General features: G+C 69.9%; 22 protein-coding genes. 6 read left to right on the plus strand and 16 right to left on the minus strand.

All coding sequences use genetic code 11. The annotated features are described in order from the left end of the window. Positions 1-127 precede the first annotated feature (127 nt). From FHX46_RS23830 to FHX46_RS23845, 4 genes are all read left to right on the plus strand, one after another. The gene (locus FHX46_RS23830; RefSeq protein WP_167119179.1) at positions 128-907 is read left to right on the plus strand and encodes an SDR family NAD(P)-dependent oxidoreductase; all 780 of its coding nucleotides are present in this window, start codon (positions 128-130) and stop codon (positions 905-907) included. 45 nt (positions 908-952) lie between these two features. Continuing rightward, positions 953-2,494, plus strand: coding sequence for a sugar ABC transporter ATP-binding protein (locus tag FHX46_RS23835; RefSeq protein WP_167119182.1), 1,542 nt, complete (start codon positions 953-955; stop codon positions 2,492-2,494). Continuing rightward, entirely contained in the window at positions 2,491-3,726 is a 1,236-nt protein-coding gene (gene mmsB, locus FHX46_RS23840; RefSeq protein ID WP_167119185.1) for a multiple monosaccharide ABC transporter permease, read from the plus strand. Before FHX46_RS23835 ends, mmsB begins: the two co-directional genes overlap by 4 nt. Positions 3,727-3,799: 73 nt before the next feature. Next, a complete protein-coding gene (locus FHX46_RS23845) occupies positions 3,800-4,900 on the plus strand; it encodes a substrate-binding domain-containing protein (RefSeq protein ID WP_208400260.1) in 1,101 nt (366 codons plus the stop codon). A 72-nt stretch (positions 4,901-4,972) separates the two neighbouring features. Here FHX46_RS23845 and FHX46_RS23850 read toward each other — a convergent pair whose 3' ends face one another. From FHX46_RS23850 to FHX46_RS23865, 4 genes are all read right to left on the minus strand, one after another. After that, positions 4,973-5,710, minus strand: coding sequence for a lipoate--protein ligase family protein (locus tag FHX46_RS23850; RefSeq protein WP_167119188.1), 738 nt, complete (start codon positions 5,708-5,710; stop codon positions 4,973-4,975). Positions 5,711-5,775: 65 nt separating this feature from the next. Then, a complete protein-coding gene (lpdA, locus tag FHX46_RS23855; RefSeq protein ID WP_167119191.1) occupies positions 5,776-7,143 on the minus strand; it encodes a dihydrolipoyl dehydrogenase in 1,368 nt (455 codons plus the stop codon). Between the two features lie 40 nt (positions 7,144-7,183). Beyond that, positions 7,184-8,509 carry a dihydrolipoamide acetyltransferase family protein gene (locus FHX46_RS23860; protein ID WP_167119196.1) on the minus strand — a complete coding sequence of 442 codons (1,326 nt, stop codon included), beginning with the start codon at positions 8,507-8,509 and terminating at the stop codon, positions 7,184-7,186. Positions 8,510-8,551: 42 nt separating this feature from the next. After that, a complete protein-coding gene (locus FHX46_RS23865; protein WP_167119199.1) occupies positions 8,552-10,732 on the minus strand; it encodes an alpha-ketoacid dehydrogenase subunit alpha/beta in 2,181 nt (726 codons plus the stop codon). Between the two features lie 112 nt (positions 10,733-10,844). Here FHX46_RS23865 and FHX46_RS23870 point away from each other — a divergent pair, with 112 nt between their 5' ends. Together FHX46_RS23870 and FHX46_RS23875 are read left to right on the plus strand one after the other, a co-directional pair. Continuing rightward, complete coding sequence (locus FHX46_RS23870) at positions 10,845-11,354, plus strand: VOC family protein (RefSeq protein WP_167119202.1); 510 nt, start codon at positions 10,845-10,847, stop codon at positions 11,352-11,354. Positions 11,355-11,369: 15 nt separating this feature from the next. Next, entirely contained in the window at positions 11,370-12,059 is a 690-nt protein-coding gene (locus tag FHX46_RS23875) for a GntR family transcriptional regulator (protein WP_167119205.1), read from the plus strand. Between the two features lie 110 nt (positions 12,060-12,169). Here FHX46_RS23875 and FHX46_RS23880 read toward each other — a convergent pair whose 3' ends face one another. The 12 genes from FHX46_RS23880 to FHX46_RS23935 all read right to left on the minus strand — a co-directional run bounded on the left by FHX46_RS23880 (position 12,170) and on the right by FHX46_RS23935 (position 24,975). Then, a complete protein-coding gene (locus FHX46_RS23880; protein WP_167119208.1) occupies positions 12,170-13,012 on the minus strand; it encodes a mycofactocin-coupled SDR family oxidoreductase in 843 nt (280 codons plus the stop codon). After that, positions 13,009-13,926: a sugar phosphate isomerase/epimerase family protein gene (locus FHX46_RS23885; RefSeq protein ID WP_208400261.1), complete on the minus strand. Its 918-nt coding sequence runs from the start codon at positions 13,924-13,926 to the stop codon at positions 13,009-13,011. The genes FHX46_RS23880 and FHX46_RS23885 overlap by 4 nt, the downstream gene beginning before the upstream one ends. Next, positions 13,923-15,383: an NAD-dependent succinate-semialdehyde dehydrogenase gene (locus tag FHX46_RS23890; RefSeq protein WP_313886232.1), complete on the minus strand. Its 1,461-nt coding sequence runs from the start codon at positions 15,381-15,383 to the stop codon at positions 13,923-13,925. The genes FHX46_RS23885 and FHX46_RS23890 overlap by 4 nt, the downstream gene beginning before the upstream one ends. A gap of 53 nt (positions 15,384-15,436) precedes the next feature. Next, positions 15,437-16,687 (minus strand): M24 family metallopeptidase, encoded by a 1,251-nt coding sequence (locus FHX46_RS29080; RefSeq protein ID WP_208400262.1) that lies wholly within the window; start codon positions 16,685-16,687, stop codon positions 15,437-15,439. A gap of 10 nt (positions 16,688-16,697) precedes the next feature. After that, positions 16,698-17,669: a zinc-dependent alcohol dehydrogenase gene (locus tag FHX46_RS23900; RefSeq protein WP_167119210.1), complete on the minus strand. Its 972-nt coding sequence runs from the start codon at positions 17,667-17,669 to the stop codon at positions 16,698-16,700. Positions 17,670-17,688: 19 nt separating this feature from the next. Beyond that, positions 17,689-18,576: an NAD(P)-dependent oxidoreductase gene (locus FHX46_RS23905; protein WP_167119213.1), complete on the minus strand. Its 888-nt coding sequence runs from the start codon at positions 18,574-18,576 to the stop codon at positions 17,689-17,691. Beyond that, a complete protein-coding gene (locus FHX46_RS23910) occupies positions 18,573-19,670 on the minus strand; it encodes a zinc-dependent alcohol dehydrogenase (RefSeq protein ID WP_167119215.1) in 1,098 nt (365 codons plus the stop codon). Before FHX46_RS23910 ends, FHX46_RS23905 begins: the two co-directional genes overlap by 4 nt. A 105-nt stretch (positions 19,671-19,775) precedes the next feature. Continuing rightward, positions 19,776-20,513: an SDR family NAD(P)-dependent oxidoreductase gene (locus tag FHX46_RS23915; RefSeq protein WP_167119218.1), complete on the minus strand. Its 738-nt coding sequence runs from the start codon at positions 20,511-20,513 to the stop codon at positions 19,776-19,778. 72 nt (positions 20,514-20,585) lie between these two features. After that, positions 20,586-21,383, minus strand: a complete 798-nt coding sequence (locus FHX46_RS23920) for an SDR family NAD(P)-dependent oxidoreductase (RefSeq protein WP_167119221.1) — start codon at positions 21,381-21,383, stop codon at positions 20,586-20,588. 45 nt (positions 21,384-21,428) lie between these two features. Next, on the minus strand, positions 21,429-22,427 hold the full coding sequence (locus FHX46_RS23925) for an ABC transporter permease (protein WP_167119224.1): 999 nt from the start codon (positions 22,425-22,427) through the stop codon (positions 21,429-21,431). Continuing rightward, on the minus strand, positions 22,424-23,482 hold the full coding sequence (locus FHX46_RS23930; protein ID WP_167119227.1) for an ABC transporter permease: 1,059 nt from the start codon (positions 23,480-23,482) through the stop codon (positions 22,424-22,426). The genes FHX46_RS23925 and FHX46_RS23930 overlap by 4 nt, the downstream gene beginning before the upstream one ends. After that, entirely contained in the window at positions 23,479-24,975 is a 1,497-nt protein-coding gene (locus tag FHX46_RS23935; protein ID WP_167119230.1) for a sugar ABC transporter ATP-binding protein, read from the minus strand. The genes FHX46_RS23930 and FHX46_RS23935 overlap by 4 nt, the downstream gene beginning before the upstream one ends. Between the last annotated feature and the right edge of the window lie 69 nt (positions 24,976-25,044).

Consider the following 25,044-nt stretch of genomic DNA (forward strand, 5'->3'; position numbering starts at 1 on the left):
CACCTCCCGCAGTGGCACAAGCGCGCTGAGTTGACGGGCTCTTGTGACGCTTGACGCACCATCGGACGCCCGCTTATGGTTCTGCAACCGATTGCAAGCAACACCGACGAAACACAAGGAGACCGCAGTGACTGCTCGTCTGACGGATCGCACCATCGTGGTGACCGGCGCCGCCCGTGGCATCGGCGCCGGTATCGCGCACGCGATGGCGGCCGAGGGCGCGAACATCGTCGTGGTGGACCTCCTGGCCGAGGAGGCCGCGGAGACCGCCGAGCGCATCGTCAAGGACGGCGGGAAGGCGGTCTCCATCGCCGCCGACGTCACCAACCGCGAGCAGGTGCGCGCCGCGATCGACCTCGCCGTGTCGGAGTTCGGCCGGCTCGACGCCATGTTCAACAACGCCGGCGTCAACGACCCGCGCAACTGGCTCGACATCGACAAGGACAACTGGGACTTCATCACCGGCATCAACGGCTGGGGTGTCGTCGTCGGAACCCAGGAGGCCGCGAAGCAGTTCATCGCGCAGGGCAGCCCCGGCAAGATCATCAACACCGCCTCCATCGCCGGCCGCCAGGGCTACGCCGCCATCGGCCCCTACTGCGCGTCGAAGGCCGCGGTGATCTCCCTGACCCAGTCCGCGGCCCGCGCGCTGGCCCCGCACAACATCACCGTGAACGGGTTCGCCCCCGGCGTCGTCGACACCCCGTTGTGGGTCGAGCTGGACAAGGCCCTGGACAACATCGGCAAGCCGGAGCTCAAGTTCGCGGGCATGGCCGCCGACATCCTCCTCGGCCGGCCGAGCCAGCCCGCCGACATCGCCCCGACCGCCATCTTCCTCGCCGGCCCGGACTCGGACTACATCACCGGCCAGATCATTCCCATCGACGGCGGCATGATCCTCGTCTGACGAGGACGTCCGGCCCCACTTCTCGCCTTCGGAAACGGACAGTCCATGACGACCTCACCACAGCCCGTGCTCGAGATGCGGGGCATCACCAAAGCGTTCGGCAGCGCCCTCGCGCTCGGCGGCGTGTCCTTCGACGTGCTGCCCGGCGAAGTGCACGCGCTCTGCGGCGAGAACGGCGCCGGCAAGTCCACCCTGATGAAGGTCCTGAGCGGGGTTTACCCGCACGGGACCTACGACGGCGAGATCTGGTTCGAGGGCGAGCTCCTCCAGCTCAAGGACCTGCGCGACAGCGAGCGCCACGGCATCGTCATCATCCACCAGGAGCTGGCGCTGAGCCCGCACATGTCGATCGCCGAGAACATCTTCCTCGGCAACGAGCGGCGCGGGCGGTTCGGCCTGATCGACTGGAACAGGACCAAACGCGAAGCCGCGGCCCTCCTCGACCGGGTGGGTCTGCGCGAGGACGTCAGCGCCCCCGTCTCCGGACTCGGCGTCGGCAAGCAGCAGCTGGTCGAGATCGCCAAGGCGCTGTCGAAGGAGGTCAGGCTCCTCATCCTCGACGAGCCGACCGCAGCCCTGAACGACGAGGACTCCCAGCACCTGCTGAACCTGGTCGTCGAGCTGAAGAAGCACGGCATCGCGTCGGTCATCATCAGCCACAAGCTGAACGAGATCGAACAGATCGCCGATCGGGTGACCGTCATCCGGGACGGCCGGGTCGTCGAGACCCTCGACGCCACGGACGTCACCGAGGACCGCATCATCGTCGGGATGGTGGGGCGCGACATGGAGCACCGTTATCCGGAGCGCCCCGCCAAGCAACTCGGGCCGTCCGTGCTGCGCGTCGAGGACTGGACGGTGTACGACAGCGTGGACCCCACCCGGAAGGTCATCGACTCGGCCAGCTTCGAGGTCCGGGCCGGCGAGATCCTCGGCGTCTGCGGCCTGGTCGGGTCCGGGCGCACCGAGCTCGCCATGAGCCTGTTCGGTCACGCGTTCGGCAGCAACATCACCGGCAGAACCTGGGTCAACGGCCGCGAGGTCACGATGAAGACCGTTCGCCAGGCCATCGACCACGGCCTGGCCTACGCGACCGAGGACCGCAAGGCGCTCGGCCTCAACATGATCGACGACATCCGCCGCAACATCACCCTCGCGTCCTTGAACAAGGTTACCACACGCGGACTCCTCGACGAGCGCAAGGAAATCGGGGTGGCCAAGGGCTTCCGGGACTCCATGAACATCAAGGCCCCCTCGGTGTTCGCGGAAGCCGGCCACCTCAGCGGCGGCAACCAGCAGAAGGTCGTCCTCAGCAAGTGGATCTTCGCCGATCCCGACGTCCTCATCCTCGACGAGCCGACCCGCGGGATCGACGTCGGCGCCAAGTACGAGATCTACAACATCATCCACGAGCTGGCCCGCAACGGTAAGGCGATCCTCGTCGTCTCCTCCGAACTCCCGGAGCTTCTCGGAATCGCAGACCGAATCATGGCCGTATGTGAAGGCCGCATCACCGGCGACCTCCCTGTCGAAAGCGCAAACCCGGAAAGCCTGATGCGGCTCATGACCCTGGAGAAAGCACGATGAGCGCGACCCTGTCCAAAGACGAGCAGAGCACGCCGGCGCCCCTGGTGGGCATCGAGGAGCGCCGGCGCGTGAACCCGCTCGTCGCCGCCCTGTCACGCAACAGCATGTTCGTGGCCCTGGCCGCGGTGATCGTGGTGTTCACCCTCACGACTGACGGTGTCATCGTGCGGAACCAGAACGTCTCCAACGTCATCGTCCAGAACGGCTACATCCTCATCCTCGCCATCGGCATGGTGATGGTGATCGTCGGCGGGCACATCGACCTGTCCGTCGGATCACTGGCCGGGTTCGTCGGCTCGGTGTCCGCAGTACTGATGGTGAACCACCACGTGCACTGGGGACTGGCGGTCGTCCTGTCCCTGGTCATCGGCGCGGCCGCCGGAGCGTTCCAGGGGTTCTGGATCGCCTACGTGGGCGTCCCGTCCTTCATCGTCACCCTGGCCGGGATGCTCACCTTCCGCGGCCTGACGCTCATGGTCATCGGCCCGACGAACATCGGGTCGTTCCCGGAGGGCTTCACGAAGTTCGGCTCCGGCTACCTGGGCAACCCGCACCCGGGCAAGGGCGTCGACGTCCTGACCGTCATCCTCACCGTGCTCCTCGTGGCCGCCATCGTCGTGACCCGCGTCCGCGGGCGCCTCGGGAAGAAGTCGCACGGCGAGCCCGTCGGTTCCCCGATCCCGTTCGTCCTCGGCCTGATCGCGCTCAGCGCGGCCGTCTTCGCGCTCGGCTGGGCGCTGGCGAGCTACCGCGGCACCCCGATGGTCCTGGTCATCCTCCTCGTGCTGGCCGCGGCGTACACCCTCATCGCCAAGCGGACCTCGCTGGGCCGGTACATCTACGCCGTCGGCGGCAACCGCCGCGCGGCCGAGCTGAGCGGGATCAACGCGAAGCGGATCGTCTTCTTCCTCTTCGTGAACATGGGCCTGCTGGCCGCGCTGGCCGGCCTCGCGTTCACCGCCCGGCTGAACCTGGCGTCCTCCGCGGGCGGCTCCGGGTTCGAACTCGAGGCCATCGCCGCGGCCTTCGTCGGCGGCGCCGCCGTCCAGGGTGGCATCGGCACCATCAGCGGAGCCATCATCGGCGGCCTCACCATCGGTGTGATCAACAACGGCATGTCGATCATGGGCCTCGGTGCCCAGTGGCAGCAGGCCGTCCTCGGGCTGGTTCTGCTCGTCGTCGTCGCCTTCGACTTCTGGAACAAGAAGCGACGCGGTCGCCAGAGCGTCTGAGCCCGCCTCCACCCGCTGCCGTTCGGGGGCGGCGCGCAGCCCTCGCTGCAAACGACTGAAAGGTACAAGGTCCGTGAAAAAGATCCTTCTGGCCGTCCTCGGCCTGGCGCTCACCGCAGCGCTCGCCGCGTGTGGCGGGGGCGCATCCGGCTCCGGTGGCAGCGGAACCATCGGCATCCTGATGCCCAGCACCACCAACGCCCGCTGGCAGATCGAAGCCAACCAGATGAGCGCCACCCTCAAGGAGCGCGGTTACGACACGTCGGTCCAGTTCGCCAACGACGACGCGCCGACCCAGGTGTCCCAGCTCGAGGACATGGTCACCAAGGGTGTCAAGGCCCTCATCGTGGTGGCGGTCGACGGCAAGGCCCTCGGCGGCCCGCTCGCCGACGCCAAGGCGAGCAACATCCCGGTGGTCGCCTACACCCGGCTCCTGCAGAAGACCGACGCCGCCGACTTCTACACGACGTTCGACTACAAGAAGTACGGCGCGCTGAGCGGCACCGCCATCCTCCAGCGCCTGGGCATCCAGGACAAGGACGGCAAGGACACCGGCAACAAGGGCCCGTTCAACATCGAGATCGTCAACGGCAGCCCGACCGACTCGGTGGCCTACGACATGTGGGAGGGGTACCGGGCGACCATCCAGCCCTACGTCGACAACGGCACCCTGCGCGTCCTCTCCGGGCAGACCACCTTCGACCAGTCCGCCACGCTGAACTGGAACCCGGAAACCGCCCAGAAACGCATGGAGAACATCGTCACCAAGACCTACTCCGGCGGCGCCAAGCTCGACGCCGTCTGGGTGCCCTACGACGGCCTGACCCGGGGTGTCATCTCGGCCCTCACCGGCTCCGGCTTCAGCCCGGGCAGCGACCGCTGGCCGCTGCTCACCGGTGGCGACGCCGAGGTGGACTCGGTCAAGGCGATCCTCGCCGGACAGCAGTACTCGACCGTGTACCTGGACTACAAGGCACTGGCCAAGGGCACCGCCGACCTCGTCGCCGACAAGCTCGAAGGCAAGGGCTTCCCGAAGGCCGACACCGAGTACGACAACGGCACCACGAAGGTCCCGGCCAAGCTCTTCGACCTGAGCCTGGTGCGCAAGGACGACGTGAAGCCGGTCCTGGTCGACCGGGGCTTCTACACCGCCGACCAGATCGGCCTCAAGTAGTAGGTCACCACTGCGGTTGTGGGCCGTCGGCGAAGCGCCCGGCGGCCCACAACCGTGTGCGCGGTTGCGGGGTCACACGAGGTGGCGCGGCACCAGGTCTTCCGCGGCTGCGAGGGTGCTGCTCTCGAACGGGGTGGCCGGCCGGGAGTCCACGCCGTGCGCGACCCGGATCCGGCGCTCGACCTCGGCCACTCCGCAGCCGGGAACCTCGTCCGCGACCGAGCCGACGGTACGCGGATCGAACGGCAGGTCGAGAGCGGCGTAGACGTCGGTCAGCACACGCCGGAGGGGCTCGGCGTCGTCGATGACGATCAGCGCGCTGAACAGCCACCCGTTGCGCACGACGCGCTGCGCCGTGCCGACGAGCTTCACGACCGAACGGGCGTTGACGCTGTGCTCCCCCGCGCAGTACTCACCGGGGACGGGACCGACCCGGGCATCGACACCCAGCTCGCGCAGGGCGGTGGCGTAGCGGTCACCGAAGCGCGCGAACCGGTCGTTCAGACCCGCCGCGGCAGGCACCTGCCGGCACACGTGGTCGACCACGAGGGCGTTGCCGGTGTAGGCCACGGCCCGGCCACCGACACCGCGCACGCTCGTCTCGAACCCCGCCGCGGCGGCCGACTCGACCGCGGCCCGGAACCCGGGGCGGTGCGTGTCGCGCCGGCCGAACACGACCGCCGGGCCGGCGGGGCGGTAGATGCGGAGCGTCTCCGGGACCTCACCGGCAGCGGCCTGCCGCAGCAGGGCGGACGTGACCGCGAGCTCCGCGGCCTCCGAAGCACCGGCCCTGCCGGCGTGCAACCGCATACGACCCTGCCTACCAGATGATCAGGGCCAGGACACGCACCGGGCCGGGGGCCGGCCCGGTGACCTCAACCATGGGCGTGCAGGGGTTTCCCGGACAGCGCGAGGGCGGCTTCGCCGAGCGCTTCGTTCTGGGTGGGGTGCGCGTGCACGAAGCGGGCGACGTCGCCGGGGAGGGCTTCCCAGTTGACCACCAGCGCCGCCTCGCCGACCTGCTCGCTCATCCGCGCGCCGATCATGTGCACGCCGACGATCGGGCCGTCCGGCTCGCGCACCAGCTTCACGAACCCGCTGGTGCCGAGCATCTGGCTCTTGCCGTTGCCGGCCAAGCCGTACTCGAGGGTTTCGACCTCGCCGAACTGCTCGCGCGCCTGGGACTCGGTGAGACCGACGGAGGCGATTTCGGGCTCGCAGTAGGTGACGCGCGGGATGGTGTGGTCCTCGACCGGCGGCGGGTTCAGTCCGGCGATCTCCTCGGCCACGAAGATGCCGTGCGCGAAGCCGCGGTGCGCCAGCTGGAGGCCGGCGACCAGATCGCCGACCGCGTACACGTGCGGCACCGAGGTGCGCAGCCGCTCGTCGGTCGCCACCCAGCCGCGGTCCAGTTCGATGCCGTTCTCCTCGTACCCCAGCCCGGCCGACACCGGCCCGCGGCCCACCGCGACGAGGACGAGATCGGCGGGGATCGTGTCGCCGTTTTCCAGGCTCACCAGCACGCCGTCGCCGGTCTGCTGGACGCTGCTGAAGCGGGTGCCGGTGCGGAAACCGATGCCACGCTTGCGGAACGCGCGCTGGAGCTGCCTGCCGATGGCCGGGTCCTCCAGCGGGACCAGCGACGGAAGTGCCTCGATGATCGTGACCTCGGCGCCGAAGGACCGCCACACGGACGCGAACTCGACGCCGATGACGCTGCCGCCGATGATGACGACGCTGGCCGGGACCTCGGTGAGCCGGAGCGCGTCGTCGCTGGTGATGACGCGGCCACCGATCTCCAGACCGGGCAGGGTGCGCGCGGTGGAGCCGGTCGCGAGGACGAGGTCGGTGCCGGTGTAGCGTTCCCCGCCCACGTCCACGGTGGTCGGCCCGGCCAGCGTCCCCGCACCCGGGACCAGGGTGATCCCGCCCGCCTTCACCAGCCCCTGCAGGCCCTGGTACAGGCGGGCGACGACCCCGTCCTGGAACGCGTTGACACCGGCCATGTCGATGCCCTCGAAGGACGTCCGGACGCCGTGCGCGGAACCGGCGCGCGCGGCGTCGGCGAGCTCGGCCGCGTGCAGCAGCGCCTTGGTCGGCACGCAGCCGCGGTGCAGGCAGGTGCCGCCGAGCCGGTCCCGCTCGATGAGCGCGACCGACCGGCCGAGCTGGGCGGCGCGCAGCGCGGTCGCGTAGCCACCGCTGCCACCGCCGAGGACGACGACGTCGAAGTCGTGGGTCATGATCTCTCCTGGCCTGTCGGGGTCGTGGGTCGCGGCCGGGTCAGACGACCAGGCTCAGCGGGTTCTCGATCGCGGTGACGAGGGCGTCCATCCACTGCGCCGCGAGGGCGCCGTCGATGGCGCGGTGGTCGACCGACAGCACGAGCTGGACGGCCGTGCGGACCGTCACCTCGTCCCCCACCACGACCGGCGTAGGGCGGCCGGCACCGACGGCGAGGATCGCCGACTGCGGCGGGTTGATGATGGCCGAGAACTCCTCGACGCCGTACATGCCGAGATTCGAGATGCTGATCGAGCCGCCCTCGAGGTCCTGCTGCTGGAGCCGGCCGGCGTCGGCCTGCTCGACGTAGGTCTTGACCTGGGCGGAGATCGCCGAGAGCGAGGATTTCTCGACCCCGCGCAGCACCGGGGTCACCAGGCCCCGGGCGGAGGCGATGGCCACCGAGATGTCCACGCCGTCGAAGTGGCGCAGGGCGTCGTCGGTCCAGATCACGTTCGCGTCCGGCACCCGGGTGTGCGCCACGGCGACCGCCCGGATGAGGAAGTCGTTGACCGAGATCTTAGTGGGTGCGGCGTCGTTGAGCCGGGCACGCAGCGCGAGCAGCTCGTCGAGCACCGCGGTGCGCTTGACGTAGAAGTGCGGGATCTCCTGCTTGCTCTGCGTGAGCCGCCGGGCGATGGCGCGCCGCAGCCGCGTGTGCTCGACGTCGGTCCAGCCGGTCACCGCCGCGGCAGCCGGTGCGCTCGGTGCAGTCGGGGTAGACGGCACAGATGGCACAGATGGCACGGACGGCGCAGTGGGTGCGGCGGGTGTAGCCGGTGCGGCTGGTGCCTGGCTCGCTGCGGCGGCGACGAGGTGCTCGACGTCGCGCCGCCGGATGCGACCGTGGGGGCCGGTCCCGGTGACGCCGTCGGGGCTGAGCCCCGCCTCCCGCAGCAGCTTGCGCGCGATCGGGCTGATGAAGGTTCGCGACCCCGGCGCCGCATCGGTGGTTCCGGCCGACGGGCCCTGCGACGCCGCCTCGGTGGCGGACGCGGTGGCGGGCACGGCGGCGACCGGCTCGGCGGTGCCCGCTCCGGTCACACCCAGCTCGGCGAGTACGGCGTCGAGGTCCTCGGTGAGCTCGTCGGCGCTACCGAGCAGCGCCATGGGCGCTCCGACGTCGACGGTCGAGCCGGGCGCCACGAGCGCGCGCAGCAGGGTCGCGCCCTTCTCCGCCTCCATCTCGACCACGGCCTTCTCGGTCTCGATGACGGCGATGAGGTCGCCCGCCGCGAACTCGTCCCCCACTTTGACGAGCCACTCGGCGACGACCACCTCGGTCGCGCCGGCAGCCACCTCCGGCACCGGCAACAGCTCAGCCATGGAATTGTCCTCGTCTCTGGATCGGTAGCGGTTGGTGCGGGCTCACTCGGCGGCGATGCGCCGCAGGGCGGTGACGACCTCGTCGGTCTTCGCGATCGCGGCGCGCTCGAGCACCTTGCTGATGCTCGGCGACGCCTCGCCGCCGGTGACCCGCTCGACGGGGGCGTCCAGCCAGTCGAAGAGGCGGCGCTGGATCTCGTCCGCCAGCCAGCCGCCGTAGGAGGTGCCGATCGCGCCCTGCTCGACGATGAGGACCCGGTTGGTCTTCCGCACGCTCTCCTCGATCGTGGCCCAGTCCAGGGAAGCGCGGTCCAGCCAGCGCAGGTCGATCAGATCGGCGGAGACCTCGGGGACCTCGTCCAGCGCCTCCAGGCAGTGCCCCACCATGGAGAGGTAGGAGATGACCGTGAGGCCGGTGCCCTCCCGGCGCACGGCCGCCTTGCCGACCGGCAGGTGGTAGTCGAGGTCGTCGACCGGGCCGACACCCGTCGTGGTGTAGAGGTCGACGTGCTCGAGCACGACCACCGGGTCGTCACAGGCGAGCGCGGTGTTCATCAGCCCGACGTAGTCGAACGGCGTGGACGGGGCGACCACCCGCAGCCCGGGCGCGGTGGTCAGGATGCCGGCCGGGTCCATCGAATGCTGCGAGCCGTAACCGGTTCCGGCGGCGAGCTTGCTGCGCAGCACGAACGGGACGGCGCTCTCGCCGCCGAACATGTGGCGCGCCTTGGCGACCTGGTTGAACAGCTGGTCGGCAGCGACCCACATGAAGTCGGCGTACATGAACTCCACGACCGGCCGGAACCTGCCGTCGAGGGCCATCCCCCCGCCGAGCCCGGCGAAAGCGTTTTCACTGATCGGGGTGCCGAGGACCCGGTCGGGGAACAGTTCGAGGGCGCGCTTCGTGGCACCGTTGGTGCCGCCCTTGAGGCCGTCGACGTCCTCGCCCATCACGACGATGCGGTCGTCGGTCTCCATCCGCCGGCCCATCACGTCGCTCACCACGTCGATGAACCGCCGCTCGCCGAGCTCGCCGGTGAAGTCGTCCTGGTCCTCGAACCGGAGTCCCTCCAGCTCGGCGAGGTCCCCGCGCACGCCGACGTCGACGAAGCTGGTGTCGGGCCACAGCTCCGGCCGGATGCGGCGCTGCCCCGGCTTGCCCCCGGCGACCGGCTCCAGCAGCGTGTCACCGATACCCGCCATGACCGCGTCCACCTCGGCTTTCGCCGCGTCGACCGCGTCGGCGGTGAGCAGGCCGCGCTCGACGACGGCGGCACGCAGCTGGTCGATCGCGTCGCGCTGCCGCCACGCCTTCTCCTCGGCCTTGGAGCGGTAGCCGAAGGCGGAACCGGGGAACGCGCCGTTCTGGTGGAAGTACCGGTAGAGGTCGGCCTCGATGATCGTCGGCCCGTGGCCGGCCCGCATGTGCTCGACCGCTTCGGTCATCGCGGTGTACACGGCGAGGGCGTCCATGCCGTCGACGCGCCAGCTCGGGATGCCGAAACCGGGGCCGCGGGCCGACAGCCGGGTCTCCGCGGTGGCCTTGGCCACCGGCGTCGAGACGGCGTACTGGTTGTTCTCGATGAAGAAGCAGATCGGCAGCTTCCAGGCGGCCGCGAGGTTGAACGTCTCCAGGACGGAACCGATGTTGACCGCCCCGTCGCCGAAGTAGGTGACCGAGACGGCGTCCGTGCCGGCGTGCTTCATGTTCCAGGCGAAACCGGCGGCCTGCGGGACGCCGCCGCCGACGATGGCGTTGGTGCCCATCGCGCCCGCCTCGCGCCACTGGAGGTGCATCGACCCGCCGCGCCCGCGGCAGAAGCCGTCGGCGAGACCGCAGATCTCGGCGAGCGTGCGGCGGAACACCTCGTGCACCTCGGGCGTGATCTCCGGGAGCGCACCGGGCTTCGGCTGGAGAACGTGGCCGACCGCCTTGGCGATGAACTGGTGGTGGCCACGGTGGGATCCGTTGACGAAGTCGTCCGAGCGCAGCGGGAGGATCGAGCCGACGGCGCCGCCCTCCTGACCCACGCTGGAGTGGGCCGGGCCGTGGATGAGGCCCTGCCCGGCGAGTTCGAGCACGTACTCCTCGAACGAGCGGATCCACTGCGCGCGCCCGAGCAGCTGCAGAAGCACGTCCGGATCGGCGTCCGACCAGTCCCGCGCGCTGGTGGACAGCTCCACCCAGGGTGCGCCGGGGACCAGGTCCGTGTGCGTCGTCATGGTGCCTCTCCCGATCTGTAAATGGATCCATTACTGGATCTGACGCTGGCTTCTACCGCGGAATATCCCTACCCTAAGCGGTGGAATGTATCCATTGCAAGGAAGGGCTGCGATGACCACCACGCGGATCCCCGGCGTCCGGGGCGTCGACCACTTCGGCGTCACCGTCCCCGACCTCGACCAGGCGCACACCTTCTTCACCGAGGTCCTGGGCTGCGAGTACCTGTACCGGCTCGGGCCGTACCAGCACGACGACGACTGGATGAGCGTGCACCTGGGCGTGGACGACAAGGCGGTGATGCGACGGCTGCACTTCTACCGGCTCGGCGGGCAGGCGATCTTCGAGGTGTTCCAGTACGAGGCACCCGATCAGCGGACCGAACCGCCCCGCAACAGCGACATCGGCGGCCACCACGTCGCGATCTACGTCGAGGACCTCGACGCCGCCGTGGCGGCCCTGCACGCGAACGGGCTGACGGTCATGGGCGAGCCCACCGCGAGCAAGAACGCGAGCGAAGGACAGCGCTGGGTGTACTTTCTCAGCCCGTGGGGGATGCAGTTCGAGCTGGTCTCCTACCCCGGCGGCAAGGCCTTCGACCGCAACCCTTCCGCCTTCGACTGACCGGAAGGAGTGTTCGTGACAGCGACAGGGGCCGCACGGGTCGCGAGCCAGCGCATCGCCGAGGTCCTGCGCGAGCGCATCCTCGCCGGGCAGCTCCCGCCCGGGACCCGGATCAAACAGGACGAGCTGGCCGAGGAGCTCTCCGCCAGCCGGATCCCGGTCCGCGAGGCGCTGCGCATCCTCGAGTCGCGCGGCCTGGTCGAGGTTCGCGCCAACTCCGGCGCGTGGGTCACGCAGATGGACCTGCACAACCTGACCATCACCTACCAGATCCGGGAACGGATCGAGCCGCTGCTACTGATGGACAGCGTGCCGCGGCTGGATCCGGCCGTGGTCGCGCGGATGCGCGAAATCCAGGCGGAGATCGAGGCGAACGACGACCTCGAACGGTTCATGGCGCTCGACCGCGAACTGCACTGGGCGACCTACGCCGGCAACCGGACTCCCTACCTGGCGACCATGGTCGAGCGGCTGTGGGACACCACCCAGCACTACCGGCGCGAGTTCGCCCGCCAGATGGGCGATCGCGGCACCTGGGCGGTCAACACCGAGCACCGGCTGCTGATCGAGGCGATCGCGAGCGGCGACACCGCCAGCGCCTCGAACGTGCTCGCGCTGCACATCCAGCGCACCCGGGTGGAGCTGGCACGCAACCCCGAGTTCCTGGCGTCGATCGGGCACGGGACCGGCCCGGCGCAGTCCTGAGGCCCGGGACCGGGTGAACGGCTGCTGGTCTGGGTGCGGTTGCGGGAGCGGGTCACCGCAACCGCACCCACGTTCGGCGCGAACTCCGCGGGATGCCGTCGTTGGGCCGGTCAGGCGGTGAAGCGGGCGCTCCACCCGGCGTTGACGTCGATCGTCGAGCCGCTGATGTAACGCGACTGGTCCGAGGACAGGAAGAGGACGGCGTTGGACACCTCTTCGCTGTCGAGCCGTCCGGCCGGGATGGTGTGCACGGCCCAGTTCACGTACGACGTGACGTCGTCCTCGGTCGCGTCCGGGTTGTCCGGGAAGAACATCGGCGGCAGGGTGCCGTTGTTGATCATCTCGGTGCTGATGTAGCCGGGGCAGACGGCGTTCACCCGCACGAAGTGCGGGCCGAGGTCGACCGCGGCCGCCTTGACGAGCCCGATGACACCCCACTTCGACGCGATGTAGGCCGGGTTGTTGGCGGTGCCCACCTTGCCGACGCTGGAGGAGATCCCGACGATGGACCCGCTGCGCTGCTCCACCATCCGCGGGGACACCGCCCGGATGGTGTTGAAGACGCCGGTGAGGTTGACGTCGATGGTGTCCTGCCACTGCTGCGCCGTCATGGCCTGCACGGGTGTGTAGGAGTCGATACCGGCGTTGGCGACGGCGATGTCGAGACGACCCCACCGCTCGACGATCTCGCCGACGGCCCGCTCCATCTCCGGCAGCGACCGGACGTCGGCCTCGATCGCGAGGCACTCGCCGCCCGCGGCCTTGACGAGCTTCTCGGTCTCGGCGATGTCGCCGGGGCGGTTGATCGCGTAGGCGGTGTGGTCGAAGGATCCGGTGAAGTCGCAGAAGGCGACCTTCGCCCCGGCGCGGGCGAAGGCGAGCGCGTGCGACCGGCCCTGTCCCCGGCCGCCGCCGGTGACGAACGCGACCTTGCCGTCGAGGTTGTACGTCATCGGTTCTCCTCGGTGTCTGCTCGTGCGGCGGCGATCCCGGCCTGCACGATCGGGCGGGCCGTGCTGATGGCACGGGTAAGGGCTTCGTCGATCGGGAGGGCGCGGTGCTCGCGCGAGATGATCTCCACGCCCCACCCGCCGGTCCAGCCGGCACGGGTGAGCGTCTCGACCAGCCCGACGAGGTCGAAGACCCCTTCGCCGCACAGCCGGCGGTGGTGGATGGTGTCCTCGAACAGCGTGCCCCGCACCGTGGCGTCCGCGTCGTCCAGTTCGGCACCGAAGAGGATGTCGGGGGTCAGTGCGGCTTCGAGCTCTTCCAGGGTGGTGCCCGCCCGGAACACGTGCCAGCTGTCCACGATCACGCCACAACCGGGATGCCCGACCGCGCGGGCCAGCTCGGCCGCGGCCGGGACGCTGCCGATCAGCGAGAACGGCATGCCTTCGATGGCGATGCGGGTGCCGCGGTCGACCGCCTGCGCGGACAGCTCGCGCAACGGCTGCACGAACGGCGTCAGGTCCTCGGCCGGATCACCGTAGGTGGTCGCGACCTTGATGTGGTTGGCACCGAGCTCTTCGGCGGCGTCGAGGAGCAGCTGCCGGGTCTCGTCGGAGCGGGCCCGGCGGGTGTCCGTGGTCCACCAGTCGGTCAGGAGCTCGACCTCGGTCTGGGCGATGCCCGCCTCGGCGATCAACTCACGCAGCGAGGGGAACCCGATGGTGTCCCGCACTGCGCGCAGATCGTCCTGGGCGATGCCGATGCCGTCCCAGCCGGCCGCGGCGACCGCCCGGACGCGCTCTTCGATCGCCAGCGGGCTGCGCTCGTCGGCGTCCATGGGCGCGACGTTCCCGGCGCTCGTCCAGCAGGTCGCGATCATCGCCGGCTGCGGACCCGATGTGTGCGCGGTCGTGGTCACCAGTCCACCGCCACGTACTTGCTCTCGGTGAACTCGAGCATGCCCTCGTGGCCGCCCTCGCGACCGAGACCCGACTGCTTCGTACCACCGAACGGTGCGGCGGGGTCGGAGACCACCGGACGGTTCAGCCCGACCATGCCGGAGTCGAGGCGCTCGGCGACCTGCATCCCGGTGCGCAGGTCGCGGGTGTAGACGTAGGACACGAGACCGAACTCCGTGCGGTTGGCCAGTGCCACGGCCTCGTCGAGGTCGTCGTAGGCGACCACGGGTGCGACCGGGCCGAAGATCTCCTGGGACAGGATGTGGGCGTCCTGCGGCACCCCGCCGAGAACGGTCGGCGTGTAGTAGTAGCCGACCCGGTCCGGCGCGGACCCGCCCGCGACGGGTACCGCCCCGGCGTCGAGCGCGGACTGGACGAGCTCGGCGACCTTGTCCCGGGTCTTCGCGTTGACCAGCGGGCCGACCTTGGTGCTCTCGACCAGCCCGGGACCGACCTCGAGCGGCTCGACCGCGGCCGCGAACCGCTGGGTGAACTCCTCGGCGACGGCGGAGTGGACGATGAACCGGTTCGCGGCGGTACAGGCCGAGCCCCCGTTGCGCAGCTTGGCGACCAGCGCACCGGCGACGGCTTCGTCGAGGTCGGCGTCGGGCAGCACCAGGAACGGTGCGTTGCCGCCGAGCTCCATGGACGCGGAAACGACCGTCCGCGACGCGTGGCCGAGCAGGACGCGGCCCACCTCGGTGGAGCCGGTGAAGGAGACCTTGCGGACCAGGTCGTGATCCAGCAGCGTCGAGCTCACGTCGTTGGACCGCGTCGACGGCACGATGTTGACGACGCCGTCGGGGACGCCGGCCTCGGCGAGGATGGCGACGATCGCGAGCGCGGTCAGCGGCGTCTCGGACGCCGGCTTGAGGATGACCGAGCAGCCGGCGGCGAGGGCCGGGCCGATCTTGCGGGTCGCCATGGCAGCGGGGAAGTTCCACGGCGTGATCAGCAGCGACACCCCGATCGGCTGGCGCAGCACGACGATCTTGTTGGTGCCGGCCGGAGCGTGCTCGACCACGCCGGAGAGGCGGACCGCCTCCTCGGAGTACCAGCGGAAGAACTCGGCGGCGTAGGCGACCTCGGCCCGGGCGTCCGGGAGGGACTTGCCGTTCTCCAGCACGATCAGGCGGGCCAGCGCCTCGGCGCGCTCGGTCATCAGGTCGAAGGCACGCCGGAGCACGTCGCTGCGGAACCGCGGGCTGGTGGCCGTCCAGCGGCCCATCGCCTCCTGCGCGACGTCCACGGCCGCAACGGCGTCGGCGACCGTACCGTTCACCACCTCGGCGATCACGTCTTCGGTGGCGGGGTTGGTGACTTCGATGACGCCGTCGCCATCGGCCGGCTTGCCACCGATGACGGGCCCCAGTGGGATGGGTCCGAGCACCTTGATGATGTCGTCGAGATCGTTCACAGCTGTCCTCTTCTGTGGTGTTGCGCGGGAGTGATCAGGCGGCCGGGGGCTTCCTAGTACGGGTTGGTGACGACGAGGTCCTGGGCGGGGAACAGGGTCAGGACCTGCGGGCCGTCCTCGGTGATGACGATCTCCTCCTCGATCCGGGCGGCGGAGAAGCCGTCGGCGGCCGGGCAGTAGGTCTCGAGCGCGAAGACCATGCCGACCTGGAGCTCCACCGGCTCCTTCATCGAGTTGAGGCGGGAGATGATGGGCCGCTCGTGCAGGCCGAGGCCGAGGCCGTGGGCGAACTGCAGGCCGAACGCCTCCATTTCGCTGCCGAAACCGAACTCCTCGGCGGCGGGCAGCAGGGCCGCGACCTCGTCGGTACCCACACCGGCCCGGATGCCCGCGATGCCCCGGTCCATCCACTCCCGGGCCTTCTTGTACGCGTCGCGCTGCGCGGGGGTCGAGCTGCCGACCGCGAAGGTGCGGTAGTAGCAGGTCCGGTAGCCGTTGTAGGAGTGGATGATGTCGAAGAACGCCTGGTCGCCGGGCCGGATGAGCCGGTCGGTGAAGTTGTGCGGGTGCGGGTTGCACCGCTCACCGGAGATCGCGTTGACGGCCTCGACCTGATCGGATCCCATCTCGTAGAGCCGCTTGTTCGCGTGGGCGACGATCTGGTTCTCCCGCACGCCGGGCTTGAGCATCTCGACGATGTCCTGGTAGACACCGTCGACCATCGCGGCGGCCTGGTTGAGGAGCATGATCTCGTCGGCCGACTTGATGCACCGGGCGTCCAGCATCAGCTGCTGGGCGTCGACCACGCGCAGGCCCTGCCGCTCCATCTCGAACAGGAACGGCGGCTCGACGATGTCCACACCCACCGGCATGTCCGCGACCCCGGCCTCGACCAGCATGGACTTGATCTCGGCGACCGCCTCGGCCATCAGGCCGACCGAGGGTGCGACGGCGCCCCGGAAGCCGAGGAACCCGGCGCGGTAGTTCTCCTCGGGAACCCACCGGGAGTACTTCTTGTGGTGCTTGACCGCCGACCCGAAATCCCACAGGACCGGGTCCTTGTCGCGGGCCAGCAACGCGTACCGGATCATCTTGTCGCCCAGGGCGCCACCGATCCAGGTCTGGGTGGTGTACCGGATGTTGTAGAAGTCGAAGAGCAGGAACGCACCGCATTCGCTGCTCTCCAGCGCGGCTTTCGCGCGGTCCAGGCGGTAGCGGCGGAGCCGGTCGAAGTCGACGCGCTCCTCGTAGTCGACGCCCATGTGCCCGGGCGCCGGCAGGGGCTGGGGTGCTTGCGTGGTCACTGGAGATCCTTCAGAGGGCGGGGTTGTGGATGTGGACCTTGATGTTGTTGCGGTCCTTGGCGGCCTCGAGCGCGGCCAGCGAGTCGGTGAGCGCGAACCGCTTCGACACCAGCGCGGAGAGGTCCACGGGAAGGCGCTCGACGAAGCGGATGGTGGCGTCCCAGGAGGTGCCGAAGGAACCCATGCAGCCGCGGATGCGCAGTTCCTTTCCCATGATCAGCCCGAGCTCGGCCTGCGCGATCCCGCCCACGTTGATGCCGACGTAGTTGAGCTGCGCGTGGTAGGCGGCCATGGTCAGCGCGCTCGCCTGCGCCGCCGTGTTGCCGGAACACTCCACGACACCGGTGGCGCCCCGGCCGCCGGTCAGCTCGAGCACCTGCTCGGTGGCGTCGCCGGCCAGCGGGTCGACGACGTCCTCGGCACCCAGCTTCCCGGCCAGCTCGCGCCGCCCGGCGTCGGGTTCGACGACGATGGTCCGGGCGCCCTTCGCGGACGCCGACGCCGTGGCCAGCAGGCCGATCGGGCCGGCACCCAGGATCGCCACGACGTCGCCGCCGTCGAACTCCCGGGTGGCGCCGTAGGCGACGATGAACGGCTCGATCAGCGCGGCGACCGTGTCGTCGATCGTGTCCGGGATGCGGTGCAGCCAGGCGGCCGGCACGGTGAAGTACTCCGCGAGCGCGCCGTCGTGCGTGAACCCGAAGTGCTCGTCGGCCGCCACCGAGCACTCGCCGACGACCCGGTCACCGACCGCGAAGGTGGTCACGGCCGAGCCGATCTCGGCCACGCGCCCGTGCCATTCGTGGCCAGGGACGAGCGGGAACTCCAGCGGCAGCACGTAGTTGCCCGCGAGCAGGTCGAAGTCGGAGTGGCAGATGCCGACGGTGACCATCTGCACCAGCACCTCCGACGGGCCCGGTGCCGGTCGGTCGCGGTCGAGGACCTCGGCGACGCCGGGGGCGGTGTAGACGAGCGACTTCATCGGTTTCCCTTTCCCTGCATCAGGCGGTGTGCGGGGGTGTGCCGCGGAAGTACTCCGCCAGGCCGGACTCGTCCAGGTCGGCGTAGCCGGCGTCCACGGCCTCCTGCAGCAGCCGCCGGTTGGTCTCGGCCTGCGGCATCGGCGCACCGGCGTGATCCGCGACCTCGAGCGCCAGCCGGAGGTCCTTCTCGGCCAGGGCCAGCCGGAACGCGACCGGTGTCTCGTCCGGGCGTTCGTAGGCGGCTTGCCGGTACTGCACGAACGGGGCCGCGATGGCGCTGTTGAGGAAGACCTGGTACGCCTGGGTTCGCGGGATGCCGGACTTCTCGGCGAGGACGAGCGCCTCCGAGACCGCACCGTTGAGGCTGTGCACGATGGAGTTGACCGCGAGCTTCATGACGGCGCCCCGGCTGCTCTCCCCCAGGTAGACGACCAGCCGGCCCATGCCGGTCAGGATCGGGCGCGCCCGGTCGACGACGTTCTCGTCGCCTGCGGCCATGATCGTGAGCGAGGCCGCGGTCGCCGCGGCGGTGCTGCCGGAGACGGGAGCATCCACGAAGTGGGCGCCGGCTCCGGCCACCTCGTCGCGCAGCGCGAGCACCGTGCGGGGCGAGACGGTGCTCATGTCGATCGCGACGGCGCCGGGCCGGATGCCCGCGAGGATGCCGTCCGGGCCGCGGTGCGCGTCGAGAAGGGCGGCGTCGTCGGCGAGCATGGTGATCACGAAGTCGGCGCCGGCGGCCGCGGCGCGGGGCGTGTCCGCGGCGGTCGCGTTGTTCTCGCGGGCGAAGTCGGCGGCCTTGGCCGCGGTCCGGTTCCACACGCGCAACTGGTGACCGGCCTTCGCCAGGTTCGCTGCCATCGGCAGCCCCATCCGGCCGAGGCCGAGGAACGCGACGGTGCTCATGCTCCGGCCACCATCCGGGTCTCGCGGGTCATCGTGGCCTGCGGGTCGATGAGGGTCTTGATGCGGGTGCTGCGGCGCTCCACCAGCGGTTGCAGGCCTTCCGTGACGAGCTGGTCGAGCGAGAGGGCGATCGGGGCGAGGTCGGTCCACGGGTCGGGCCGGGACGCCAGCAGCTCCAGCGCGGTGGGCATGTCGGTGGCGAAGACGTGCGCGTTGGTGCCGATGAGCTCGTGCTCGATCAGGCTCAGCGTCCGGACGTCCCACTCGACCGGCCGGCCCTGCAGGCCCACCAGGACGAGACGGCCGCCGCGGGGCAGGATCGACAGCGCGGTCCGCAGCCCGGCCGGGGTCCCGGACACCTCGTAGACCACCGTCGGGTCGAGGCCGAGGTCACCGACGGCGGCACGCGCCTCGTCCGGATCCCCGGTGCGCAGGACGTGCGGGGCGCCGAGCGCGTCGGCGATCTTGAGCCGCTGCTCGTCGATGTCGATCACCAGGAGGTGGTCGGTGACCGACTTCGCCGCGAAGGTCAGGAAAGCGCCGATGCCGCCGGCGCCGACGATCACGGCGTGGTCCGCGGCGGTGAGCCGACCCCGGCGCATCGCGTGCACGGCGATCGACATGGGCTGGGCCAGTGCGGCGGCGTCCGGGGTGAGGCCGTAGGGAGCGACCTGCAGGCAGTTCGCCGCCGGGGTGGCCACGTATTCGGCCAGTGCGCCGTGGCGCTGCAGGCCGACGGTCGTGTACCGCTCGCAGAGGTTGGTGCGTACGCGGCGGCATTGGACGCACTCGCCACAGGCGATGCCGGCGCCGGAGACGACGAGGTCACCGACCGCGAAGCCGGTGACGTCCGGGCCCACCTCGCGGACCACGCCGGAGAACTCGTGGCCGGGGATCATCGGGCCGACGTGGCCGGAGACCGGGTGCTGGTCGTGGACGGGGAACATGTGCGGCCCGCTGTGGTATTCGTGCGCGTCGGTTCCGCAGATGCCGACCGCCCGCACCTCCAGCACCAGGTCGTGCGGTCCGCAGGTCGGTTCGGGGACGTCCTCGATGCGGATGTCGTCCCGGTCGTGGAAGACGGCGGCTCTCATGTCGATGTACTCCTGCAATCGTTTGCACGCACGGGCCGGGTCAAGGCGGCCGGGCGGTGGTGGCTGCGGTGGGTGGCGGGTGCCGCGGTCAGCGGCGAACGGTGGTCACTGGGCGACGAAACCTCCATCGACGTACATCTCGGCGCCGGTGACGAACCGGGACTCCTCGCTGGCGAGGTAGACCGCGGCGTGGGCGATGTCGTCGGGCTCGCCGGGAGCACCCATCGGAGTGGCGGCGACGAACGCCTCGGTCGCCCAGGCGGGCTGCTCGGCCACCATCGGCGTGGCGATGATGCCGGGGTGGATGGAGTTGACCCGGACACCGCGCGTGGCGAAGGTGACGGCGGCGTTCTTCGTCAGGGTGCGGACGCCGCCCTTGGCCGCCTGGTAGGCCGGCGCGACGTCGTGGCCGACCACGCCGGAGATGGACGAGATGTTGATGACCGAACCGGTCCCCGCCTCGAGCATCCGGGGGATGACGGTGCGCATGCCCAGGAAGCAGCTGGTGAGGTTGAGGTCGACGACGCGGCGGAACAGGTCCACCGAGGTCTTCTCCAGGGGATCGAAGCTGATCACCGCGCCGGCGTTGTTCACGAGGACGTCGATCGGCTGACGCTCCCACGCCTGCGCGACGGCGCCCTCCCAGGCGTCGGCGTCGGTGACGTCCATCCGGGTGAAGTGCACGCCGGTCCCGAGGGCTTCCGCGGCGCTCCGGCCCTCGGGTTCACGGATGTCGGCGATGGTGACGATCGCGCCTTCGGCGATGAACCGTTCGGCGATGGCCCGGCCGATGCCGCGTGCGCCGCCGGTGACCAGTGCGTGCTTTCGGGTGAGGCGGGACATCGATTCCTCCGGTTCGGGGTCAGAGCGGGGCTGGCGGGGTGCTCGGGGTGAGGCGGGGACTGGCCAGGGCGGTCACGTGAAGTCGAGGCCACCGTTGACGTTGATGCACTGGCCGGTGACGTAGGAACCGGACTTCGAGGCCAGCCACATGATGGCGCCGGCCATGTCGGAGCCGTAGCCGTAGCGGCCGAGCGGGATCGTGTCGAGCTCGATCTGCTTCATCTCGTCGAAGGTGATGCCGCGTTCCTTCGCGTCGGACTCGACGAACGCCCAGTGCATCTCCGTGGCCGCGAGGCCGGGGCACAGCGCGTTCACGTTGATGCCGTGCTTGGCCAGTTCGAGGGAGAGCGACATGGTGAGGGTGTGCACCGCGTTCTTGCTGGCGCCGTACGCGGCGGAGCCCGGGTGGCCGACCTTGCCGAAGAAGGACCCGGTGTTGACGATGCTGCCGCCCTGCCCCTGCGCGATCATCTGCCGTCCGGCGTGCTTGCAGCCGTGGAAGATGCCCTTGTAGTTGACGGCGAGCAGCTTGTCGACGTCACTCATCGCGGTGTCCACGACGTCGGCCGGGGTGACGTGGATGCCGGCGTTGTTGGCCATGATGTCGAGCCGGCCGAACTCGGCGACGGCGGCGGCGACGACGGCCTCGACCTGTTCCTCGACCGAGACGTCGACGACACGGGACGCGACCTTGACGTCCGGGTGTTCCTCGGCGATGCGCTCGGCGGTGGCGTGCACCTCCTCCCGCACGTCGGCGAGGAGGACGTTCACCCCCTCCGCCGCGAGGGTCTCGGCGATACCCTCTCCGATCCCCCGCGATGACCCGGTGACGATCGCGTTCTTGCCTGCGACGCTTCGGAAATCGCTCACTGTCGTTGTCCTCGCACTTTCGTTGTCATGGGTTGAGCGGACGGATCAACTGGCTCGGGTCAGCGGGGAAGCGCCGGTGCGCCTGAACGTTCGCGCGAACCAGCGCTTGGTGGCGTCGGAGTCCTTGATCAGCTCCACCGCGAGGACGACCAGGACGAGCACGCCGATCGCGAAGTTCGCGACGTACACGGCGCTGCCTTCGATGCTCAGCCCGCTGACGATGAAGCGCAGGGTGAGCGTGCCGGCCGCGATGCCGACGACGGTGCCGCGGCCACCGCGGAGGCTGACGCCGCCGATGAGCGCGGCGGTCACCCCGGGGAGCAGCAGATCGGCGAACTCGGTCGGTGAGGCCGAGCCGGACTTGAGGCTGAGCATGGCGCCGACGAGCGCGCCCATCGCCCCGGACATGCCGAACGCGATCACGAGGGGGCGCCACAACGGGATTCCGGCCGCGAGCGCCTCGACCCGCCCGCCACCGACGGCACCGATCTCCTTGCCCCACCTCGTGTAGGAGAGGAAGAGGCCGGTCAAGACCAGCACGACGATCGTGAGGATGCTGAACGGGGAGAAGATGTACAGCTGCTTCGACACCAGGTCGGCGATGTCCAGGTCGGGCACGATGATCGTCTTCGAGTCGGACAGCAGGTAGGCCACGCCGCGGAACGCGACGAGGGTGCCGATGGTGAAGACCAACGAGTTGATCTTCAGCCAGAAGATGGCGATGCCTTGCGCCACGCCGAGGACGAGGCCCACGGCCAGGGCGGACAGGACGGCGATGACGATGCCGTGCTCGGCCTGCTTGACGGCGATGACGCCGCCGAGTGCGGCGACCGACGCGATCGACAGGTCCAGCTCGCCCGCCATGATCGTCAGGCCGACGCCGAGCGCGATGAGACCGAGGAAGGCGAAACCCTCCATGACGGTGTACATGTTGCCGGTCGAGGTGAACACCGGGAGCGTGATCGCGAAGTAGGCGAACAGGACGACTGCGATGCCGAGACGGACGACGAGGTCGCTGTCGATCTTCTTGGGGAGGAAGTTCATGCCGATCGCCTCCGTGCGAGTGCGTAGGTGCTGACGGCGATGGCGACGGCGACGCCTTCGACGGTGATGCGCACGCCGAAGCTGTAACCGCGCAGCGCGAGCAGGTTGGACACCATGGCGATGAAGATCGCGCCCAGGCAGGTCTGCCACATCGAACCGCGACCGCCTTGCACCAGCGTCCCGCCCACCAGCACCGCCGCGATCACCTCGGTGTTGAAGTCGGGGAACTGGTTGACGATCCCGCGGCTGGTCTGCGCGGCCGCGAACACGCCCGCGAGCCCGGCGGCGACGCCGGAGATCGTGAACGCGGTCAGTGACGCGAGCTTGACGTTGAGGCCGCTGGCCTTCGCGGCGTGCCGGTTCGCGCCGACGAGGGTCATTTGACGGCCGGTACGGGTCCGGATCAGCACGACCGAGAACACGACGGTGAGGAGGACCAACGCCCAGGTCTGGACGGGGACGCCGAGCGGCCGTCCGGTACCGATGAACAGGGCCGTGTTGTCCTGGATGTTGACCTGCTTCTGGTCGGTCATCACCGACGCCAGACCGAACAGCGCGGCGCCGGCGCCGAGGGTGGTGATGATCGGGTTGGCTCCCGCGGCCACCACCAGTCCCTGTGCGATGCCGACGACGGCAGCCAGGAGCAGGGCGCACACCACGCTGAGGAGCCAGCCCATGCCCGTGTTCATCAGCATCGCGAAGCTGACCGCGGTGAACGCGGCGGTCTGCTCGACCGACATCGAGAAGTAGTTACCGGACATCGTGATGAAGGTCATGCCGAGGGCGGCGATGCCGACGACCGATGCCGCCCGCACGATGTTCAGGATGTTCTCGGTGGTGAGGAAGGCGGGAGTCGCCAGAGCACCGGCCACGAGGACGGCGACCGCGATGACGACGATGACCACGACCGGCAGGTTGCGCTTGTTCGGCACCCAGCGCGGCGCCTTGGTGCCACCGGTTCCGGCGGCGCGGGCGGACCGCACCCCTGCCGGGCCCGGAGTCGCCGGCGCCGGCTCGGTGTCCGGCTCGGCCAGATTGCCGTGTGGAACGGTCATGACGCGACCTCCTCGCGCGCACCCGCGGGGTGCGTGATGTCTGCAGTGAGCTGGGCGTAGTCGACGTCCTCGGCATCGCGGAAGGCGACCAGGCGCCCGCGGTACAGCGAGCCGATCCGGTCGGCGAGGCCGAGCACCTCCTGCGCGTCGGAGGAGGCGAAGAGGATGGCCAGGCCCTCGTCGGCCAGCTTGCGCAGGTGCCGGTAGATCTCGGCACGGGCGCCGACGTCCACTCCCCGGGTCGGCTCGTCGATGAGCAGCACCCGCGGCTCGATACCGAGCCACTTGCCCAGGACGATCTTCTGCTGGTTGCCACCGCTGAGCGTCGAGGCGAGTGCCTTGAGCCGCTTGGTGTCGAAGCTGAACGCCTGGGCGATCTCGGTGCCCATCCGGCGCTCCCGAGCCCGGTTGAGCCATCCACCAGGCGTGACCCTGGCGAGCGAGGCCGAGGTGAGGTTCTCCGAGACGGGACGAATGCCGAACATGCCGTCGCGCTTGCGGTCACCGGAGCAGTAGGCGATGCCCTCGCGGATGGCGGTGTGCTGGTTGCCGGTCTTCACGCGCTTGCCGACCAGCGTCACGCTCCCGCTGTCGCTGTGCCGCGCGCCCGCGATCGCCTCGAGGAGCGGAGTGGCGCCGCTGCCCACCTGACCGGCGAGACCGACGATCTCCCCCGCACGAACCTCGAGGCTGATCGGCTCGGCCAGCCCTGCCGCGGCGATCCGCGACACGGAGAGGACGGTCTCGCCGAACGTGCGCCCTGGAACTCGCTCCGGGAACATGTTCTCCAGGCGACGCCCCAGCATTTTCGTGATCAGGCCCTCGACGTTGAGCTCGGCCGTCTCGAGCGGTTCACTGCTCTCACCGTTGCGGAACACGGTGACCCGGTTCGCCAGCTCGAAGATCTCGCCGAGCCGGTGGGTCACGTAGATGACCGAGCGGCCTTCGGCGGCCACGCCCTTCACCACCGCCTTGACCCGCTCGATTTCGGTGTCGGACAACGCTGCCGTGGGCTCGTCGAGGATCAGGATGCGGGCGTCACGAGCGATCATGCGGGCCACCTCGACCAGCTGCTGCTCGGCGACGGAGAGCGTGCCGGCCGGGGTCTGCGGGTCGACGTAGTCCAGGCCGACCGTCTTCAGGTGCTCCCTGGCACGGGCGGCGAGCCGTCGCCCGCTCCAGTTTTGCCCGCTGCTCGCGTTGCCGAGGAACACGTTCTCGGCGACGGTCATCGTGGGGACGACGCTGAGTTCCTGCTGGACGACCGCGACGCCGACCTCGGCGGAGCGGCGGGACGAGTGGATGTCGACCTGCTCGCCGTTGATGCGGATCTCGCCGCTGTCCGGGCGGTGGATGCCGGACAGCATCTTCACCAGGGTGCTCTTGCCGGCGCCGTTCTCGCCGGCCAGAGCCATGACCTCGCCGGCGCGGAGCTCGAAGTGCACGCCCTTCAGCGCGTGTACCGCGCCGAAACTCTTGGTGATGTCTGTCATCCGCAGATAGGGCTCTGTAGACACCGGATTCCTCGCATCTCGTGTGGAACGTTGGGGTGGCGCCGGGAG

The organism is Amycolatopsis viridis (genome assembly GCF_011758765.1).
GTDB lineage: Bacteria > Actinomycetota > Actinomycetes > Mycobacteriales > Pseudonocardiaceae > Amycolatopsis_E > Amycolatopsis_E viridis.

Bases quoted from the DNA above. Each gene is read 5' to 3' on its own strand.
- FHX46_RS23900 (WP_167119210.1), bottom strand. From the start codon at position 17,669: ATGAAGTCGCTCGTCTACACCGCCCCCGGCGTCGCCGAGGTCCTCGAC.
- FHX46_RS23860 (WP_167119196.1), bottom strand. From the start codon at position 8,509: ATGGCTGAGCTGTTGCCGGTGCCGGAGGTGGCTGCCGGCGCGACCGAG.
- FHX46_RS23905 (WP_167119213.1), bottom strand. From the start codon at position 18,576: ATGAGCACCGTCGCGTTCCTCGGCCTCGGCCGGATGGGGCTGCCGATG.
- FHX46_RS23910 (WP_167119215.1), bottom strand. From the start codon at position 19,670: ATGAGAGCCGCCGTCTTCCACGACCGGGACGACATCCGCATCGAGGAC.
- FHX46_RS23870 (WP_167119202.1), top strand. From the start codon at position 10,845: ATGACCACCACGCGGATCCCCGGCGTCCGGGGCGTCGACCACTTCGGC.
- FHX46_RS23925 (WP_167119224.1), bottom strand. From the start codon at position 22,427: ATGAACTTCCTCCCCAAGAAGATCGACAGCGACCTCGTCGTCCGTCTC.
- FHX46_RS23850 (WP_167119188.1), bottom strand. From the start codon at position 5,710: ATGCGGTTGCACGCCGGCAGGGCCGGTGCTTCGGAGGCCGCGGAGCTC.
- FHX46_RS23835 (WP_167119182.1), top strand. From the start codon at position 953: ATGACGACCTCACCACAGCCCGTGCTCGAGATGCGGGGCATCACCAAA.
- FHX46_RS23865 (WP_167119199.1), bottom strand. From the start codon at position 10,732: ATGACGACGCACACGGACCTGGTCCCCGGCGCACCCTGGGTGGAGCTG.
- FHX46_RS23935 (WP_167119230.1), bottom strand. From the start codon at position 24,975: ATGACAGACATCACCAAGAGTTTCGGCGCGGTACACGCGCTGAAGGGC.
- FHX46_RS23880 (WP_167119208.1), bottom strand. From the start codon at position 13,012: ATGACGTACAACCTCGACGGCAAGGTCGCGTTCGTCACCGGCGGCGGC.
- mmsB (WP_167119185.1), top strand. From the start codon at position 2,491: ATGAGCGCGACCCTGTCCAAAGACGAGCAGAGCACGCCGGCGCCCCTG.
- lpdA (WP_167119191.1), bottom strand. From the start codon at position 7,143: ATGACCCACGACTTCGACGTCGTCGTCCTCGGCGGTGGCAGCGGTGGC.
- FHX46_RS23915 (WP_167119218.1), bottom strand. From the start codon at position 20,513: ATGTCCCGCCTCACCCGAAAGCACGCACTGGTCACCGGCGGCGCACGC.
- FHX46_RS23930 (WP_167119227.1), bottom strand. From the start codon at position 23,482: ATGACCGTTCCACACGGCAATCTGGCCGAGCCGGACACCGAGCCGGCG.